The following is a 17,169-nucleotide window of genomic DNA, read 5'->3' as shown; positions in this document are numbered from 1 at the left end:
GGATCTCATGACCGTCGAACCCGAGGCTGAGAAGAAAAAGAAGAACGGTAAGGGCGGTGGCCTGCGCGAGTCACTGTTCCTGCTGGTGTGCGGGGTGGTGGTGGCGCTGCTGTTGCAGGCCTTCGTCTTCCAGTCGTTCTACATCCCGTCCGAGTCGATGGAGAACACCCTTCTGGTGGGCGACCGGGTGGTCGTCAACAAGTTGCACGGTGACTCCGAGCGCGGCGATCTTGTCGTTTTCAAGGGCTGGAACAGCGAGGACACCATCAAGCGGGTCATCGCGGTCGGCGGTGACACGGTGAAGTGCTGCGACGCCAAGAAGCGGATCACGGTCAACGGGGTGCCGCTCGAAGAGGGTTCCTATCTCCACCCTGACGACTTCCCCTCGGGGGAGTCGTTCGAGAAGGTCGTTCCCAAGGGGCGGCTGTGGGTGATGGGCGATCACCGCACCGCCTCCGCCGACTCGCGTGCCCACGAGGAGAGACTGGGGGAGGGGACGGTCGCCGAGAGTGACGTCATCGGCCGTGCCGTCGCGATCTACTGGCCGTTCTCCAGGGCCGCCGTTCTCAGCAGACCGGAGAGCTTCCTGAAGGTGAGATAGCGGTACCGAATGCCCCGTAGGGGGCGTACTCTCTGGTCATGGTCGCTGTGCTACCCGTGGTGCCATGACGGTCGCGTTTCGCCCCAGACCCAGCGTGGTCCGGCGGGATTCGGGACTGTACGGCTACGAGCGGGCTCTCGGCCGCCGCGGGCTCGGTCCCGTGGCGGGGGTCGACGAGGCCGGTCGAGGTGCCTGTGCGGGGCCGCTGGTGGTCGCCGCCGTGGTGCTGGGCGGCCGGATCGACGGCCTGGACGACTCCAAGCTGCTCACGGCCTCCCGGCGCGAGTCGCTGTACGAGCGGATCATGGCGACCGCGCGGGCGGTGAGCGTGGTGGTGATCCCGCCGGGTGAGATCGACGCCCAAGGGCTGCACAGATCCAACATCGGAGGAATGCGCAGGGCGGTGGCGCGACTACCCTGTCACCCCGGCTACGTTCTGACCGATGGGTTTCCCGTCCCCGGCCTGCCCGCACCGTCGCTGGGTGTGTGGAAGGGAGATCAGGTGGCGGCCTGCATCGCCGCGGCCTCGATCGTGGCCAAGGTGACGCGGGACGAGATGATGGTGGCGCTGCACGAACGCCATCCCCGGTACGGCTTCGCCGTGCACAAGGGGTATGGCACCGCCGACCATCGCAGGGCTCTCAGAACCTACGGCCCGTGTCCGGATCACCGCTTCTCGTTCTCGACGGTGGCGCGGTCAGGAGCGGGCGAGGTGATGGGTGAGAATGAAGTGGGGGCCGGTGCCGTCTGATCGGGCGGGCCGGGGTGGGCGTTTAACAGGAGGACCGGTATGAGCGCAGAGGATCTCGAAAAGTACGAAGCCGAGATGGAGCTGCAGCTTTACCGTGAGTACCGCGACGTTGTCGGACTCTTCACCTATGTCGTGGAGACCGAGCGGCGCTTCTATCTCACCAATTCCGTCGATCTTGACGTGCGCACCGCCGAGAACGGTGACGTGTTCTTCGACGTGAAGATGCAGGACGCCTGGGTCTGGGACATGTACCGCCCGGCGAGGTTCGTCAAGAACGTCCGTGTGGTGACCTTCAAGGACGTGAACGTCGAGGAGCTCGCCAAGCCCGACCTGGAGATGCCAAAGGAGGGTTTCTCCTCCTGAGCGGCTTTCCTCGACGGCCTTGAGGGGGTTCGCCCACGGACGGTCGGGGGCTCCAGGGGGCTCTTGAGGCTCAGAGGGCTCTTGAGAACAGGTGAGGGCAGCCGAGCGACCTGAGGCACCGTACGTGATCGAGTGGACACGAGAGGTTGTCCACAGGCGTGCGCGCTGCCCGGCCGGTTTTCCACAGATCCGCATTCGGTTCCTCGACGGTGCGGTGAGCTGAGCGAAGGTCTGGAACCGGAGGTGGTTCCATGGCCGCGAAGGACGAGCTCGGCAAACACGGCGAACAGCTCGCCGTCGACTATCTGCTCGCACACGACCTGCAGATTCTGGATCGCAACTGGCGGTGCCCCAACGGGGAGATCGACGTCGTCGCCCGAGAAGGGGACACGCTCGTCGCGGTGGAGGTGAAGACCCGCTCGGGTCGCAGTCACGGCACCGCCTTCGAGGCGGTCACGGACGCGAAGATCTCCCGCCTGCGCAGACTCGCGGCCAGATGGCTCGCCGAGTGTGAGGACCGGTGCCGGTTCGACGCGATCCGCGTCGATGTCGTCGCCCTGGAGCGGTTCGCCGGGGATTTCGTCGTCCGCCACGAGCGGGGGGTGTGCTGATGCCTCCCCGACTCTCAGGGGCTCCGGAGGCTCCCGGCCTGTCATGGATCGTTCGCTCCCCTCGGGGGGTGAGGTGAGTGGCCGTCGCGCGCACGCGCTGTGTGGCCCTGGTCGGGGTGACCGGCCGTCTCGTCGAGGTCGAGGCCGATGTCGGCAGCGGAGTGGCGGGTCTCCACCTCATCGGGATGCTCGACACCGCGCTGAGCGAGGCCCGCGACCGGGTCCGTTCCGCGCTGGTCAACAGCCGATACGCCTGGCCCGACTCCCGGATCACGGTGAGCCTGTTCCCCGCCAGCCTGCCCAAACGCGGAAGCCTGTTCGATGTCGCGATCGCGATGGCCCTGCTCGCGGCGGCGGGATTCGTGCCCGCGGCGAGGGTCGCCGAGCCGTTCTTCCTGGGCGAGCTGGGCCTGGACGGCTCGATCAGGCCGGTGCGGGGCGTGCTCCCCGCCGTGCTGGCGGCCGTCGCCGCCGGTGCCCGCACCGTCGTCGTTCCGGCTCGTAACGCCGCCGAGGCCGGTCTCGTGCCGGGGGTGACCGTGGTTCCGGCGACCACGCTGAGCGCGCTGGTGAGCTGGTTGCGGACCGAAGGGCCGGTAGGGGGCCTCCCGCCCGGTTCTGGAGGAGCCGGTTCCGGTGGGGGCGGGGGAGGCGGGGCCGGTGCCGCGGATCGCGATTCGAGAGCCGGGGGTCCTGCCCTGCGGGGACTTCCCGGCGCGGCGGGCCCCGAAGACGCCTGCGGTGCGGGGGAGGAGTCCGGTGACGTCCCCGATCTGGGAGACGTCGCCGGGCAACCTCTCGCCCGTCGCGCGCTGGAGATCTGCGCCGCCGGCGGGCACAACCTCTGGATGCTCGGTCCTCCGGGGACGGGAAAGACCATGCTCGCCGAGCGGTTGCCGACTCTGCTCCCCACCCTGGAGCGGGACCAGGCGCTGGAGGTGACCGCGATCCACTCGGTCGCCGGTGTGCTGCCCAAGGACCGTCCCCTGCTGGTCCGCCCGCCGTTCGTGGCGCCCCACCACACCGCGACCGTCGCGTCCGTCATCGGCGGGGGCAGTGGGATGATCCGTCCGGGGGCCGTCTCGCTGGCTCATCGGGGGGTGCTCTTCCTGGACGAGGCCCCCGAGTTCTCGACGACCGTTCTCGACGCGCTCAGACAGCCGCTCGAATCGGGGCAGGTGACGGTCTCCCGGGCGCTGGCCACGGTGACCTTCCCTGCCAGGTTCGTGCTGGTGCTGGCGGCCAACAGGTGCCCGTGCGCGCGGCCCTCCACCCCGGACGACCCGTGCGCGTGCGCTCCTGCGGCCCGCCGCCGCTATCTCGCCCGGCTCTCCGGCCCACTGCTCGACCGGGTGGACATCAAGGTCGGCCTGTTCCGTTCGACCAGGCGCGAGCTTCTCGCCGACCGCCGCTTCATCGAGCCGAGCCGGGTGGTGGCCGAGCGGGTGCTGCTCGCGCGTGAGCGGGCCGCCAAGCGGTTCGCGAACACGCCGTGGCGCTGCAACGCGGAGATGCCCGCCCGTGCCCTCCATACCGAATACCGGCCACCGGCAGTGGCGATGTCCCCGCTGCTCGGGCATCTCGACAGCGGCCGGTTGAGCGCCCGGGGCCTCGATCGGATTCTCCGGGTGGCCTGGACCCTCGCCGATCTCGCGGACAAGGATCGGCCGGAGCTCCACGAGACCCAGTCCGCGCTCGGGCTCTGGCTGGGGGAGGAACGATGAGCGACAGACTGGCACGACTCACCCTGATGCGCCTGGCCGAGCCGGGCGACACCGTGATGGGCGCCCTCGTGGCCCTACGCGGTCCCGAGGCCGCCGTCGCCCTGATCCGCGAGGGCGCCGCGGGCGTGGATCTCACCCGATGGTTCGCCGACGCCCACGGCCGCCCGGCCGGAAACCCCGGTCCACCGGTTGGAGATCCCGGCTCGCCGGTCGGAGACCTCGGTTTTGGAGATCTCGGTTCATCGGCTGCAGAGCCCGGCTCGGCTTTTGGAGGCCCCGGTTCTGGAGGCCCCCGCTCACCTGCCGGCAACCCCGGCTCGCCGGGTGGGGTCACCGGCCTATCGGTCGGGAGGCTCGATCTGTCCGGCGGTGTCCCGTCCGGCGGTGTCCTGTTCGGCGGTCGCTCCGAATGCGGTCGCTCCGAATGCGGTCGCTCCGAAGGCGAGTGCTCTGAGGCGGGTGACGGCTCGGGGGCGGTGCGGGATGGGCGGCTCGCGGCCAGGATCGACAGGACGGTCGCCTCCTGGGCGGCCAGGCTGAGGACGGCCGACCCTGAGCGCGACCTGGCCGAGGGCGAGCGGATAGGGGCGAGGCTGGTGACTCCCGGTGATTCCGAATGGCCGACCCAGCTGGACGACCTGGGAGACTCCCGGCCCCACGCCCTCTGGCTCCACGGTGACGCCGACCTGCGGTTCTCCTGCCTCAGATCCGTCGCGGTCGTCGGTTCCCGAGCCGCCACGCCGTATGGCGCGCACGTGGCGGCGGAGCTCGGAGCGGGGCTGAGCGAGCGAAGGTGGGGGGTCGTCTCCGGCGGTGCGCACGGCATCGACGGGGCCGCCCACCGGGGTGCCCTCGCCGGTGAGGGGCCGACCGTCGCCGTGCTCGCCTGCGGCGCCGACGTCGCCTATCCCAGCGCGCACCAGCAGTTGTTCGCCGCCATCCGGTCGCAGGGGGTGCTGGTCAGCGAGTGCCCCATGGGTGCGCACCCGACCAGGCCGAGGTTTCTCATCAGAAACCGCCTCATCGCGGCCCTGACCAGGGGCACCGTGGTCGTCGAGGCGGCCGTGCGAAGCGGGGCGCTCAACACCGCCGGACACGCGATCGCGCTCAACCGTCATCTGGCCGCGGTGCCGGGCCCGGTGACCTCGGAGTTCTCCGTGGGGTGTCATCGGCTGATCCGCCAGGGCAGGGCCACCTGCGTCACCGGTCCCGAAGAGGTGATCGAGCTCGTCGGAACGATGGGCACCGACCTGGCCCCGGAGCCGCGCGGCCCGGTGCTTCCCCGAGATCGGCTCGACCCCGAGAGCCGGAAGGTCGTCGAGGTCATGCCCACCCGGGTCGGTGTGGGGCCCGCGACGATAGCCGTTGCCGCGGGCGTCGACCTGGAGACCGTGCTCTCCTGCCTCGGAGGTCTGGCCGCCGCGGGTTACGTCGAACGCGTCTCCCGGGGCTGGCGTCTCCGCCCCGACCGCCCTCCCGGCGGGTGAAGCCCTCTTCTCGGTGGGGTCATGGGGGCGGGGTGGGCCGGGTGGCTTCCAGCCGATGGTGACGGTCAGCGCGGTCTCGGTGGGGTCATGAGGGCGGGGCGGGCCACACGGGAAGCAGACGGACCTGGCCGTGGCCGAGGAGGAGTAACGGGTCGAGATAGGCGCGGTCACGGAGCAGGCCCCAGTGCAGGCAGGTGGCGGGGCAGTGCCCGGGGGCGTCCTGAAGGGTGCCGATCACCTCGCCGACGGCCACCGCCTGCCCGCGCCGCACCGAGGGCTGGACGGGCAGGTAGGTGGTCCGCAGGCCACCGGGGTGGAGCACGGTCACCACGCCCCGGTCCGCGAGCGGCCCGGCGTAACCGACCGTTCCCGTTCCCGCGGCGCGCACCTCGGCTCCGGGAGACGCGGAGAGGTCGGTGCCCCGATGACCGGCCAGCCACGGCTGGGCGGGTGGCGCGAAGCCCCTGAGCACCCGTGGCCGTCCGCTGAGCGGCCATTCCCAGAGGGAGGACTCAGAAGGAGAGGACCCTCCGGAAGGGGGAGCGGACTTCCTGCCACGGGATCCCCCTGGAGCGATGGAAGCGGACTCCCCGGAAGGGAAGGTGACGGGTGCTCCAGCGGGGGGTGTCGTCCCCGCGTGGCCGTGCGCGGCCGTGCGGGCGGTCGCGGGGGTGCTCATGGGAGCCGCCGTGCCATATGCGCGGCCGGTCGCGTCTACGGGGGGTGCGAGGGAGGTCACGCGGTGGGCGCCAGCCGGTGTGGCCAGGACCAGTGAGCACAGCAGGGCTCGCAGCCCCACGGGGTGGACGGTCTTCATGTCGGCAAGCATGAAGACCCGTGCTGCGGCGGAGATGGACCGAACGGGATTCTGTGGACAGTGGGCGGTAGACGTGGCCAAGCCGGGAGGCGTGACTGAGGATGGGGAGAAAGGACGGCCCAGGACGTCGTGAGAGCGGGGATCGCGTGGTCGAAGAGCGTATTCGCGAGCTGGCGGCGGAGGTGGGCGTCGAGTTGCCGCCGGTACGGGTGAGCGGGGACGATCCGGTACTGCCCTCCGTCTTCCGGGTGGGCACCGCCGCCGCCGTCGCCGTCGGGGCCGCCACCGGGGCGGCGGCCGCGCTCAGAGGAGGCGGAAGCCGGGCCGCCGTGGACGTGCGGGAGGCGGCGATCGCCTTTCTGGACGAGCGCCACTTCAGGATCGACGGAGCGGCCGTGGATCCGTGGGCGCCCCTTTCCGGTGACTACCGCACCGCCGACGGCTGGGTTCGGCTGCACTGCAACTTCGACCATCACCGTGACGCGGCCCTCGCGGCGCTCGGACTGCCCGAGGGGGCGGACGGGGACGCCGTCGCACGCGCCTGCGCGAGCCGTGGCGCCGTTGAGGTCGAGGAGGCGGTGACGGCCTCGGGAGGATGCGCCGCGGCCATGCGCGACCACGCCGGGTGGCGTGGGCATCCGCAGTCACGGGCGGTCGCCGCGTCACCGCTGGTCCACCTGACCCGGGTCGGAGCCCGGGGTGGTGCGAGGACCGGCGCCTCGAAAGGTGGGGAAGGGCGGGCGCTCGACGGGGTGCGGGTGCTCGACCTGACCAGGGTGATCGCCGGACCGGTGGCGACCCGCGCTTTGGCCGCCCACGGTGCCCAGGTGCTCCGGGTGGGTGCCGGGCACCTTCCCGAGGTGCCGGGGCTGGTGGTCGGCACCGCGTTCGGCAAGCGCTCCTGTCATCTCGACCTGAGGACCCCGGCCGGGCGCGCCGCACTGCGCGACCTGGTGGCGGGGGCCGATGTGTTCGTGCAGTCCTACCGTCCCGGGGCTCTCGAGGCGCTGGGGTTCGGCCCCCGGAGGCTGGCGGAGATCAGGCCGGGGATCGTGTGCGTCGACGTCTCGGCGTACGGAGGGCAGGGGCCGTGGGCGGGCAGGCGCGGGTTCGACAGCCTGGTGCAGATGGTGTGCGGCATCGCTCACGAGGGCGGCGACGGGGCGCGGCCCCGCCCGCTGCCCGCCCAGGTCCTCGACCACGCCACCGGTTACCTGGCCGCCTTCGGCGCGATGGCCGCACTGCTCCGCCGATCCGCCGAGGGGGGCTCCTGGCGGGTGGAGCTCTCCCTGGCCCGGACCGCGCGATGGCTGGACGACCTCGGCAGGGTCGACGGAGCGGTCACGCCGGAGCCCGATGTCACCGGCATGATCGAGGAGATGGACAGCGCCTTCGGCCGCCTGACCTATCTCCGGGCGCCAGGAACGATCGACGGTGTGTCGCCGTACTGGTCGAGCCCGCCTCCGGAGAGGGGCGAGCACCCGCCCACCTGGTGGTGAGGTCTTCCGCGGGCTCTGGAAGGCGAGTCAGGGGGAGGGTGAGGTCATCGGGTTCGGGGGGCGGAGGGGTGGCGCAGCGGGGAGAGCCAGATCCACGCGGCCGCGGTCAGCACCCCGGCCGCGGAGATCCAGAACACCGGGCGCAGTCCGAGCAGTTCACCGGAGAGGCCGCCCGCGAGACCGCCGAGGGTGAGGACACCCTGGATCATGAAGGCCTGCGTGGCGTTGACCCGGCCGCGCAGTTCGGCAGGGGTCTCGCGCAGGGTGATGGCGCCCATGCAGACGGCGAAGGCCACGACGGCCACGCCGGAGATCACCGCGCTGACGGCCAGGAGAAGGAAGCTGCGCCACACCGGTCCTGAGGTGAGCGCGACGATCACGAAGTCGACGGGGAAGAGCAGTACGGAGCAGGCCAGTATGCGGTTCTCGCCGTACCGTCCGGTCAGGCGCGAGACGACGGCCGCGCCGAGCAGGCCGCCGACGCCGAAGAAGGCGGTGATGGCGCCGACCAGCCCTCCGGCCAGGTCGAGCTCGTTGAGCGCGTAGATCACGAACAGTGCCATGTAGGCGCTGCCGAAGAAGTTGATCGTGATACCGGCGCCGCAGAGCGCGCGGAGCGTCGGGTGTCCGGCCACCGTGGCCAGGCCCTCGCGGATCTCGGTCCACATGCCACGCCGGGGAGCGGGAGCGTGGTTCTCCGGCGCCTTGATCGATCTGATCAGGAACGCCGAGGCCAGGAAGGACACCGCGTCGACCAGGAGCGCGAACGGCGCCGTGATCAGCTGGACGAGCAGTCCGGCGAGACCGGGGCCGGCGACGGTCGCCACGGCGAAGGCCGACTGGAAACCCGCGAGGGCTTCGGTCCGCTGACTCTCGTGGACCACCGTGACCAGGTGCGGGAAGTTGACCGCCCGGAAGATCACCGAGCAGGTGCCGACGACGAACGCCACCGCGATCAGCCACGGCACGCTCAGCGACCCGATGATCCAGGCCGCGGGGATCGTGGCCATGGCGACGGCCGAGACCGTGTCACAGGCGACCATGACCGGCCGGTGCCGCCTCAGCCGGTCGGCGAGGGCACCCGCCTGGAGACCGATCAGCAGGTAGGGCAGGGAGGTCGCGGCGGTGAGCATGCCCATCTGGGCCGGGGACGCGCCGAGCAGGACGGCGGCGGTCAGTGGTACCGCGAGCCGGGAGATCTCCGTGCCGGTCTCGGTGACGGCACGGGCGGAGAGCAGGAGCCGATAGTCGCGTTGTCTCCGCAGGGGCCCCGGCTTGACCGCGGAGGACTCGGGAGCGGTGGGGGACAGGGAGGGCTCGGGGGGCGTAGAGCGCGCGGAAGGCGCGGAGTCGTCAGGGGTGACGGGGGTGGTGGAGGTCACGGTGACCCGTCCCCTTTCCGCCTCCGAAAATTTTGAAAGGAATGCTTCATAACTGTGAAGATAACCCTTCATAGTTATGAAGGCAATGCTTCACGTATGGAGTGGGTACGGTCTGCACATGACCGAGGCATCGACGCGCAAGTCCCTCACCGATCCCACCGCGATGCGCGCGCTGGCGCACCCCGCGCGGCTCGCGATCCTGAACCGGCTCCAGGCCGAGGGGCCCTGCACCGCGACCGAGGTCGCCGAGGTCGTCGGGATCACCCCCAGTGCGGCCAGCTACCACCTGCGCATGCTCGCCAAGTACGGCTTCGTCGAGGACGCGCCCGTGCGCGACGACGGCCGCGGTGACGGCAGGGAGCGTCTGTGGCGCTCCAGCGCGACAGGCTTCAGCGTCAGCCCAGACCCGGACGACGGCCCGGACGTGCGCGGTGCCAAGGAGTTCCTGATCAAGGCGTATCGGGAGCAGGCGGCGGACGAGGAGGGCAGGGCGCTGGAGAATCTTGAGCGGGAGTCGCGTGAGTGGCGCGAGGCCGCGTTGTTCGGTCGGTTCCTCCTGCTGGTCGACGCCGAGGAGTTGAAGGCGCTGAACGAGCGGATCGAGGAACTGCTCGCCCCCTACAAGACCACCGTCAGGGATCGAGAGGACGCCCCGCCCGGGGCGCGGGTCTCCGAGGCGCAGGTCAGCCTCTTCCCCCGGGCCCGGCGCCGGCCGCACGGCCTTCCACGCGACGCGTAAGGGGTGCTTGACATCCCAAGGTCGGGGAGAGGCGCGGTTACGGGTACACTTTTTGGTGGCCTGTGAGTCATGGGCCGACTTCGCATGCCCCGTCAAGAACCGGGATCCCTCGGTCCGGGCGAGAGCTCGGCTGGATCCGGTTCGGGGCATCAGGGCGACAGCCGAGGGCTGTCGCGTCCAACCGAGAACAGCGCCCAGAGATGGGTGCCCCGATCTGGAGGACGATCAATGTCCACCCCCGTCGTCACCATGCGACAGCTGCTGGAAAGCGGCGTTCACTTCGGCCACCAGACCCGGCGCTGGAACCCGAAGATGAAGCGCTTCATCTTCACCGAGCGCAACGGCATCTACATCATCGACCTCCAGAAGTCGCTGGCCTTCATCGACAGGGCCTACGACTTCGTCAAGGAGACCGTCGCGCACGGCGGCACGATCATGTTCATCGGCACGAAGAAGCAGGCCCAGGAGGCCATCGCCGAGCAGGCCGCCCGTGTCGGCATGCCGTATGTCAACCAGCGCTGGCTGGGCGGCATGCTCACCAACTTCTCCACCGTGCACAAGAGGCTCCAGCGCCTGAAGGAGCTGGAGGAGCTCGACTTCGACAACGTGGCCGCCTCGGGGCTCACGAAGAAGGAGCTCCTCATGCGCCGCCGCGAGAAGGAGAAGCTTGAGCGCACCCTCGGCGGCATCCGGGACATGTCCCGGATCCCGAGCGCCGTGTGGGTCGTCGACACCAAGAAGGAGCACATCGGGATCAGCGAGGCTCGCAAGCTTCACATCCCGGTCGTGGCCATTCTCGACACCAACTGCGACCCCGACGAGGTCGACTACCCGATCCCGGGTAACGACGACGCGATCCGCGCCGTCGGTCTGCTGACCCGCGTCGTCGCCGACGCCGTCGCCGCCGGTCTCATGGCCCGCGCCGGCGCCAACCGTGGCGGGGACGACAAGCCGGCCGTCGCCGGTGGCGCCGAGCCGCTGGCCGAGTGGGAGCAGGAGCTGCTCGCGGGCGGCGCCGACAGCGCTCCGGCCGCCGAGGCCGAGACCGCGGAGGCCCCGGCCGAGACCACCGAGGCCCCCGCCGAGGCTGCGGAGGCTCCCGCCGCCGAGGTCGCGGACGCTCCGGCCGCCGAGGCCGAGTCCACCGAGAAGCAGGCCTAGGTCACTTCCGTACGGCTCCTTCGGCCGTACGACCCGCAAGACCCTTCCGGGTGGGTGCCGCTCAGTTGGGGCACCCACCCGATCCACGACGATTCCCACGAGGAAAAGACAATGGCTTCCGTGAACATGGCCGACGTCAAGCGGCTTCGTGAGCTGACCGCCGCCGGCATGATGGACTGCAAGAAGGCTCTCGAGTCGTCCGAGGGCGACTTCGACCGCGCGGTCGAGATCCTCCGCCTCAAGGGCGCCAAGGACGTCGGCAAGCGTGAGGCCCGCACCGCCTCCAACGGCCTGGTCGCCCTGAAGCAGGAGGGTGACTCCGCCGCCGCGCTGCTCGAGCTCAACTGCGAGACCGACTTCGTCGCCAAGGGCGAGCGTTTCCAGGAGCTCGCGGCCCAGGTGGTCGACCACATCCTGGCCACCAAGCCGTCCGACGTGCCCTCGCTGCTCGACTCCGAGCTCGCCGGCAAGACCGTCAAGACGCACCTCGACGAGGCCAACGCCGCGCTCGGCGAGAAGATCGAGATCCGTCGGTTCGCCGTGCTCGAGGGCGGTTTCATCGGCGCCTACATGCACAAGACCGACCCTCAGCTCCCCCCGGCGGTCGGCGTGCTCGTGCAGCTCGACTCGCCGAACGGCGACGTCGCCAAGGACATCGCGCAGCACGCCGCGGCGATGGCCCCGAAGTACCTCAGCCCCGCCGAGGTCCCGGCCGACGTCATCGAGAAGGAGCGCGCGCTCTTCGAGGAGATGACCCGCGAGGAGGGCAAGCCCGAGGCCGCCATCGGCAAGATCGTTGATGGCCGGGTCAACGGCTGGTACAAGGACTTCACCCTCCTTGAGCAGTCCTTCGTCAAGGACAACAAGAAGTCGGTCGCGAAGTTCGCGGACGAGAACGGCGTCAAGGTCCAGGCCTTCGTCCGCTTCAAGGTCGGCCAGGCCTGATCCCTGACATCCGCTCTTCAGGCAGAGCATCAAACGAGGAGGCCGCCGCCGTGCAGGAGAACACAGGACCCGCTACGCCGGCGGTTTCTTCGTACTCGGATCCGCTTCGCTGGAAGCGGGTGATGTTGAAGCTGTCCGGGGAGGCGTTCGCCGGCGGTGAGCCGCTGGGCATAGACCCGGGCGTCGTGAGCCACCTCGCGGACTCGATCGCCGAGGCCGTCCGCGGCGGCGTGCAGGTCTCGGTCGTCGTGGGCGGCGGCAACATGTTCCGGGGCGCCACCCTGTCCGAGCGCGGCATGGACCGCGCGAGGGCCGACTACATGGGCATGCTCGGCACGGTCATCAACTGTCTGGCCCTCCAGGACTTCCTGGAGAAGCGGGGGATCGACACCCGCGTTCAGACGGCGATCACCATGCAGCAGGTCGCGGAGCCGTTCCTGCCCCGCCGTGCCATCCGCCACCTGGAGAAGGGCCGCGTGGTCATCTTCGGGGCGGGGCTCGGCTCGCCGTTCTTCTCCACCGACACCTGCGCCGCCCAGCGAGCGCTGGAGATCGGCGCCGAGGCGCTGCTCAAGGGGACCCAGGTGGACGGCGTCTACGATGCCGACCCCCGTAAGAACCCTGACGCCGTCCGGTTCGACCATCTCGAATACGGTGAGGTGCTGACCCGTGGCCTCGGGGTCATGGACGCCACCGCCATCAGCCTGTGCATGGACAACAACCTTCCCATCGTGGTCTTCGACCTCATGGGTGAGGGCAACATCATGCGGGCGGTACGCGGTGAGAAGATCGGCACGCTGGTGAGCCCGGCACGGTGACGAACCGGCACGGGGCCGACACGGTGCCAGGGTCGGCACGGTGACGAGCCGGTAGCGCAAGAAGCGAGCCCGACGTAGCTGGTGGAGTGGTACGCGAGGTAGGAGCGTCCCGTGAAGCGAGCGAGGAGTGGTGAGCGACCAGAGGACGGGAAGCGAGCCCGACGTAGCCGGCGGAGTGGTACGCGAGGTAGGAGCGTTCCGTGAAGCGAGCGAGGAGGGCGCGTGACCGAGAAGACAGGGTGCGAACCTGACGTAGCGAGCCGAGCGGTACGCCATTGTGGTGGTCCGGTGGACCTCCGGCGTGATGGCCTCCCGCGAAGTGCGTGAGGATGGGGAGTGACCGAGAAGACAGGGAGCCGCTGTGATCGACGAAACCCTCCTCGAAGCCGAGGAAAAGATGGACAAGGCTGTGTCGGTGGCGAAGGACGACTTCGCGGGCATCCGCACGGGTCGGGTCACCCCGTCGATGTTCAACAAGATCAGCGCTGAGTACTACGGGACACCCACCCCCATTCAGCAACTCGCCTCGTTCCACGTGCCCGAGGCGCGCATGGTCATCATCCAGCCTTTCGACAAGAGCTCGATGGCCGCGATCGAGAAGGCGATCCGCAACTCGGACCTCGGTGTGAACCCCGGTAACGACGGAGCGGTGATCCGGGTGGCCTTCCCCGAGTTGTCGGAGGAGCGCCGCAGGGAGTACATCAAGGTCGCCAGGAACAAGGCGGAGCACTCCAAGGTCTCCATTCGCAACATCCGGCGCAGCGCCAAGGAGACCCTGGACAAGATGATCAAGGATGGCGAGGCCGGCGAGGACGAGGTGCGCCGGGCGGAGAAGGAGCTCGACGACCTCACCCAGAAGCATGTCGCCAAGATCGACGAGCTGCTCAAGCACAAGGAAGCCGAGCTGCTCGAGGTTTGAGCCATGATCCTTGTCCCGCGCGGGCCGTCCGTGCGGGACAAGGATTTTGTGTAGGTATGAAAGTAGGACCCCCTGTGGAACCCGTGGCGGGCAGTAGCCGTACCGGCCGTAATCTCCCCGTCGCGGTGGCGGTGGGGCTCGCCCTGGCGGCGATCATCATCGCCTCCCTCTACTTCGTGAAGGTGCTCTTCCTCGCCGTGGTGGTCGCCGCGGTGGGTATCGGAGTGACGGAGCTGGTCCGCTCGTTCGAGGCCAGAGGCATCAAGGTCCCCCTCGTCCCGGTGCTGGCAGGCATGGCCGCGATGCTGGCCGCGGCCTACTGGGGCGGGGATCTGACCGGCTCGGCCTGGGGCGGGACGGCCTGGCTGGTCGGCGTCTTCGCGATGACCGTGCTCGGGCTGATGATCTGGCGGATGTTCCTGGGCACGGAGAACTACGTCCGCGACACCGCCGCGACCATCCTGGTCGTCGTCTATCCCTCCCTGCTCGTCGGGTTCGTGGCGCTGTTGCTCGCCAACCCCGACCAGGGTCCCGACCGGGTGGTCGTCTTCATCGCCACCACCGCCGCGAGCGATATCGGCGGATATTTCGCCGGAATTACCTTGGGCAAGCACAAGATGGCCCCGGTGATCAGCCCGAAGAAGACCTGGGAGGGCTTCGCGGGGTCGGCGCTGGCCTGCATGGCGGTGGGCGGCTGGCTGGTGGCGTGGCTGCTGGAGGCCGACATCTGGAAGGGCGTCCTGATCGGCGCGGTCGTGGTGGTCTTCGCCACGCTCGGCGACCTGATCGAGTCGGTGATCAAGCGAGATCTCGGGGTCAAGGACATGGGCAGCGTGCTTCCCGGCCACGGCGGCATGATGGACCGCCTCGACTCCCTCGTCGCCACGCTGATCCCGGTCTGGGTACTGCTCACCCTGCTGGTCTGAGCCCGCCCCGGTCGGGCCCCGCCCCGGTCCGGACCTGCCCTGCTCTGAGGCCGCCCGTGGTATCCCGCCCGGGCGCGGTGCGGTCGTCACCCGTACGAGTCAGGGAGGGCGTCGATCATCCCGCCCCGGTGAGCCGGGTCGCGGACAGGCGCGGCAGCACCGCCCGGTAGCCCTCGGCGGAGACCAGGCTCAGCTCGTCCGGGGTGATCGGGACGAGCCAGAGCCACTGGACGGAGTCGCCGCCGAAGGAGAAACCCGACAGGTCGGGCAGTCCCGGCAGCCCGGTCAGCATCATCACACCGCCGTAGGCGGAGCCGAGCGGGAAGGTCTCAGGGCGGTGATACCACCTGGCGGTGTGGCCGTGCCCCAGCCAGGTGACCGAGTGCCACGGATACTGCCCCAGCCACAGGAACAGCCGGGCCGCGTCGCGGGCGTCACCAGGGGAGGCGACGGCGAGCTCCACCCGCGCGTACGCGTCCGGACGGTCGATGTACTGCTCGACGGTGGGCATCCGCTGGCAGCTCATCCCGACCGTGGACAGGATCGTGTGCTCCCTGCCGCGTTCCGGTGGGCGTTCCGTGACGCCCACCGCGGGCATCCGCTCGCCCCCCGCGTCCCAGAATCTGCCCGCGGTGCCGACCTTGCGGTCCAGGTGACCCATCACGAACTGCTGGAACGAGGCCCAGGCCCCGTCTCCGCCACGCCACTCCCAGTAGGCGCGAGCCTTGGAGATCCGAGGGGCCAGGCCGTCGTGGGCATCCTCCAGCGACCAGGCGAACGGGGACTCGCCCAGAGCGTCACGGGAGTAGCCGGGCATTCCCCGGCTCATGTCCGCCCATCCAGGAATGACCGCGAGCAGCTCGTCGTTCTCGTACAGGGCGACGCCGTCGCCCTCCTCGAACCACAGCGATCGCAGCGCGCCCAGGGGTCCTCTGCCGCCGGGGTGACGGGTGTTCGCCCTGGGGGCGACCGGTGGTAGTTCGGCCTCCAGGCGGTCCTGGTCGATTCCGTCCGGGGCCGGGCCGTGGTTGGCCAGCCAGACGGCTCCGTGCACCGTCCCTCCCGGCCCGCACAGGTAAGCTACCGAGGAAGTCTCGTCACGTTCGACCACCAGGGTGCGGCTTCCGTAGGGATTGATGTCGGTAAGCACGACCTCGACGCCGTCTCCCCGCTCTCCTGCGGGGCCCGTGGGGCGGTTTGTCGCCATACCTCCGGACTCTAGATCACTGTCGGGCACCGCTTCGAGCAATCGCGTAACCGTTGAGAGAAGGCGTTGGACTTGTCGACCGTCAGCCCGTCCGGGACCCCCGCACCCGGCCAGCTCACCTTCGTGGCGCCGCGCCGGGCCAAGCCCGCCCGCCACCTGGCCGACCTGACCATGGCCGAGCGCCGCGCGGTCGTCGCCGAGCTGGGTGAGAAGCCGTTCCGCGCCGACCAGCTCTCCCGGCACTACTTCGAGAAGCTCAACGGTGATCCCGAGCTGATGACGGACCTTCCGGCCGCGGCGAGGGAGAAGTTCGCCACCGCGCTGTTCCCCAAACTGCTCACCTCGGTCAAGGAGATGACCACCGACGCCGGCACCACCCGCAAGACGCTGTGGCGGCTCTTCGACGGCGCGTTGGTCGAGTCGGTCCTCATGCGCTACAGCGACCGTACGACGATGTGCGTGTCGTCGCAGGCCGGATGCGGTATGAACTGCCCGTTCTGCGCCACGGGCCAGGCGGGTCTGACCCGTAACATGACCACCGCCGAGATCGTCGAGCAGGTCGTCGCCGGGGCCCGCGCGCTCGCGGCCGGTGACGTCCCGGGTGGTCCGGGACGGGTCAGCAACGTGGTCTTCATGGGGATGGGCGAGCCGCTTGCCAACTACAAGGCCGTGATCGGGGCCGTGCGCCGCATGGTCGAGCCCGCCCCCGACGGCCTGGGCATCTCCGCCAGGGGCGTCACCGTCTCCACGGTCGGCCTGGTCCCGGCGATCGGCAAGCTCGCGGCCGAGGGCCTGCCGGTGACGCTCGCGCTCTCGCTGCACGCCCCCGACGACGAGCTCCGCGACACCCTGGTGCCGATCAACACCCGCTGGAAGGTCGCCGAGGTCCTCGACGCGGCCTGGGACTACGCGGCCAGGACCAAGCGCCGGGTCTCCATCGAGTACGCGCTGATCAAGGACATCAACGACCAGGAGTGGCGCGCCGACCTGCTCGGCAAGCTGATCAAGAACAAGCTGGTGCACGTCAACCTGATCCCGCTCAACCCGACCCCGGGTTCCAAGTGGACCGCCTCCCGTCCGGAGGACGAGCGGGCCTTCGTCCGGCGCCTGGAGTATCACGGCGTGCCGGTGACGGTCCGCGACACCCGAGGCCGTGAGATCGACGGCGCCTGCGGCCAGCTCGCCGCCGCCGAGTAGCCCTCACCGTGTAGGAAAACCT

General features: G+C 69.9%; 17 protein-coding genes. 14 read left to right on the top strand and 3 right to left on the bottom strand.

Translation table 11 applies throughout. The features are described 5' to 3' along the window. Positions 1–7 precede the first annotated feature (7 nt). The 6 genes from lepB to dprA all read left to right on the top strand — a co-directional run bounded on the left by lepB (position 8) and on the right by dprA (position 5,537). Entirely contained in the window at positions 8–601 is a 594-nt protein-coding gene (gene lepB, locus ACFY3V_RS13315) for a signal peptidase I (protein WP_362897713.1), read from the top strand. 64 nt (positions 602–665) lie between these two features. Beyond that, positions 666–1,352 carry a ribonuclease HII gene (locus ACFY3V_RS13310; RefSeq protein WP_389773028.1) on the top strand — a complete coding sequence of 229 codons (687 nt, stop codon included), beginning with the start codon at positions 666–668 and terminating at the stop codon, positions 1,350–1,352. A 39-nt stretch (positions 1,353–1,391) separates the two neighbouring features. Further along, positions 1,392–1,715 carry a DUF2469 domain-containing protein gene (locus ACFY3V_RS13305; protein WP_350948689.1) on the top strand — a complete coding sequence of 108 codons (324 nt, stop codon included), beginning with the start codon at positions 1,392–1,394 and terminating at the stop codon, positions 1,713–1,715. 251 nt (positions 1,716–1,966) lie between these two features. Then, positions 1,967–2,326: a YraN family protein gene (locus ACFY3V_RS13300; protein ID WP_389773024.1), complete on the top strand. Its 360-nt coding sequence runs from the start codon at positions 1,967–1,969 to the stop codon at positions 2,324–2,326. 77 nt (positions 2,327–2,403) lie between these two features. Beyond that, complete coding sequence (locus tag ACFY3V_RS13295) at positions 2,404–4,050, top strand: YifB family Mg chelatase-like AAA ATPase (protein WP_389773021.1); 1,647 nt, start codon at positions 2,404–2,406, stop codon at positions 4,048–4,050. Continuing rightward, on the top strand, positions 4,047–5,537 hold the full coding sequence (dprA, locus tag ACFY3V_RS13290) for a DNA-processing protein DprA (protein ID WP_389773018.1): 1,491 nt from the start codon (positions 4,047–4,049) through the stop codon (positions 5,535–5,537). The genes ACFY3V_RS13295 and dprA overlap by 4 nt, the downstream gene beginning before the upstream one ends. A gap of 85 nt (positions 5,538–5,622) precedes the next feature. Here dprA and ACFY3V_RS13285 read toward each other — a convergent pair whose 3' ends face one another. Further along, positions 5,623–6,009, bottom strand: coding sequence for a murein hydrolase activator EnvC family protein (locus ACFY3V_RS13285; RefSeq protein WP_389773015.1), 387 nt, complete (start codon positions 6,007–6,009; stop codon positions 5,623–5,625). A gap of 491 nt (positions 6,010–6,500) precedes the next feature. Here ACFY3V_RS13285 and ACFY3V_RS13280 point away from each other — a divergent pair, with 491 nt between their 5' ends. After that, positions 6,501–7,853 (top strand): CoA transferase, encoded by a 1,353-nt coding sequence (locus ACFY3V_RS13280; protein WP_389773012.1) that lies wholly within the window; start codon positions 6,501–6,503, stop codon positions 7,851–7,853. Between the two features lie 44 nt (positions 7,854–7,897). On the opposite strand, the gene ACFY3V_RS13275 is transcribed toward ACFY3V_RS13280, so the two are convergent. Continuing rightward, positions 7,898–9,235 carry an MFS transporter gene (locus ACFY3V_RS13275; RefSeq protein WP_389773009.1) on the bottom strand — a complete coding sequence of 446 codons (1,338 nt, stop codon included), beginning with the start codon at positions 9,233–9,235 and terminating at the stop codon, positions 7,898–7,900. A 118-nt stretch (positions 9,236–9,353) separates the two neighbouring features. Here ACFY3V_RS13275 and ACFY3V_RS13270 point away from each other — a divergent pair, with 118 nt between their 5' ends. From ACFY3V_RS13270 to ACFY3V_RS13245, 6 genes are all read left to right on the top strand, one after another. Next, complete coding sequence (locus ACFY3V_RS13270) at positions 9,354–9,974, top strand: metalloregulator ArsR/SmtB family transcription factor (RefSeq protein WP_362897729.1); 621 nt, start codon at positions 9,354–9,356, stop codon at positions 9,972–9,974. Between the two features lie 228 nt (positions 9,975–10,202). Further along, the gene (gene rpsB, locus ACFY3V_RS13265) at positions 10,203–11,135 is read left to right on the top strand and encodes a 30S ribosomal protein S2 (protein ID WP_389773006.1); all 933 of its coding nucleotides are present in this window, start codon (positions 10,203–10,205) and stop codon (positions 11,133–11,135) included. A 111-nt stretch (positions 11,136–11,246) separates the two neighbouring features. After that, complete coding sequence (gene tsf / locus ACFY3V_RS13260) at positions 11,247–12,080, top strand: translation elongation factor Ts (protein WP_362897733.1); 834 nt, start codon at positions 11,247–11,249, stop codon at positions 12,078–12,080. Between the two features lie 50 nt (positions 12,081–12,130). Beyond that, the gene (pyrH, locus tag ACFY3V_RS13255; RefSeq protein WP_386201145.1) at positions 12,131–12,898 is read left to right on the top strand and encodes a UMP kinase; all 768 of its coding nucleotides are present in this window, start codon (positions 12,131–12,133) and stop codon (positions 12,896–12,898) included. Positions 12,899–13,259: 361 nt separating this feature from the next. Next, complete coding sequence (gene frr, locus ACFY3V_RS13250; RefSeq protein ID WP_362505019.1) at positions 13,260–13,817, top strand: ribosome recycling factor; 558 nt, start codon at positions 13,260–13,262, stop codon at positions 13,815–13,817. A 56-nt stretch (positions 13,818–13,873) separates the two neighbouring features. Beyond that, on the top strand, positions 13,874–14,743 hold the full coding sequence (locus ACFY3V_RS13245) for a phosphatidate cytidylyltransferase (protein ID WP_389773001.1): 870 nt from the start codon (positions 13,874–13,876) through the stop codon (positions 14,741–14,743). Between the two features lie 115 nt (positions 14,744–14,858). Here ACFY3V_RS13245 and ACFY3V_RS13240 read toward each other — a convergent pair whose 3' ends face one another. Further along, positions 14,859–15,950: a suppressor of fused domain protein gene (locus ACFY3V_RS13240; RefSeq protein ID WP_389772998.1), complete on the bottom strand. Its 1,092-nt coding sequence runs from the start codon at positions 15,948–15,950 to the stop codon at positions 14,859–14,861. 72 nt (positions 15,951–16,022) lie between these two features. Between ACFY3V_RS13240 and rlmN the strand changes: the two genes are divergently transcribed. Continuing rightward, the gene (gene rlmN, locus ACFY3V_RS13235) at positions 16,023–17,147 is read left to right on the top strand and encodes a 23S rRNA (adenine(2503)-C(2))-methyltransferase RlmN (RefSeq protein WP_362897739.1); all 1,125 of its coding nucleotides are present in this window, start codon (positions 16,023–16,025) and stop codon (positions 17,145–17,147) included. Positions 17,148–17,169: the final 22 nt, after the last annotated feature.

Origin of the sequence: Streptosporangium sp. NPDC000095, from assembly GCF_042899335.1 — a bacterium.
Taxonomy (GTDB): Bacteria; Actinomycetota; Actinomycetes; order Streptosporangiales; family Streptosporangiaceae; genus Streptosporangium.
Note: the sequence above shows the minus strand (reverse complement) of the source record. Positions and strands in the feature narration are given on the sequence as shown.

Coding starts and splice junctions, on each gene's coding strand:
- lepB (WP_362897713.1), top strand. CDS start 8: ATGACCGTCGAACCCGAGGCTGAGAAGAAAAAGAAGAACGGTAAGGGC.
- ACFY3V_RS13245 (WP_389773001.1), top strand. CDS start 13,874: ATGAAAGTAGGACCCCCTGTGGAACCCGTGGCGGGCAGTAGCCGTACC.
- ACFY3V_RS13305 (WP_350948689.1), top strand. CDS start 1,392: ATGAGCGCAGAGGATCTCGAAAAGTACGAAGCCGAGATGGAGCTGCAG.
- ACFY3V_RS13270 (WP_362897729.1), top strand. CDS start 9,354: ATGACCGAGGCATCGACGCGCAAGTCCCTCACCGATCCCACCGCGATG.
- dprA (WP_389773018.1), top strand. CDS start 4,047: ATGAGCGACAGACTGGCACGACTCACCCTGATGCGCCTGGCCGAGCCG.
- tsf (WP_362897733.1), top strand. CDS start 11,247: ATGGCTTCCGTGAACATGGCCGACGTCAAGCGGCTTCGTGAGCTGACC.
- ACFY3V_RS13300 (WP_389773024.1), top strand. CDS start 1,967: ATGGCCGCGAAGGACGAGCTCGGCAAACACGGCGAACAGCTCGCCGTC.
- ACFY3V_RS13240 (WP_389772998.1), bottom strand. CDS start 15,950: ATGGCGACAAACCGCCCCACGGGCCCCGCAGGAGAGCGGGGAGACGGC.
- rpsB (WP_389773006.1), top strand. CDS start 10,203: ATGTCCACCCCCGTCGTCACCATGCGACAGCTGCTGGAAAGCGGCGTT.
- ACFY3V_RS13310 (WP_389773028.1), top strand. CDS start 666: ATGACGGTCGCGTTTCGCCCCAGACCCAGCGTGGTCCGGCGGGATTCG.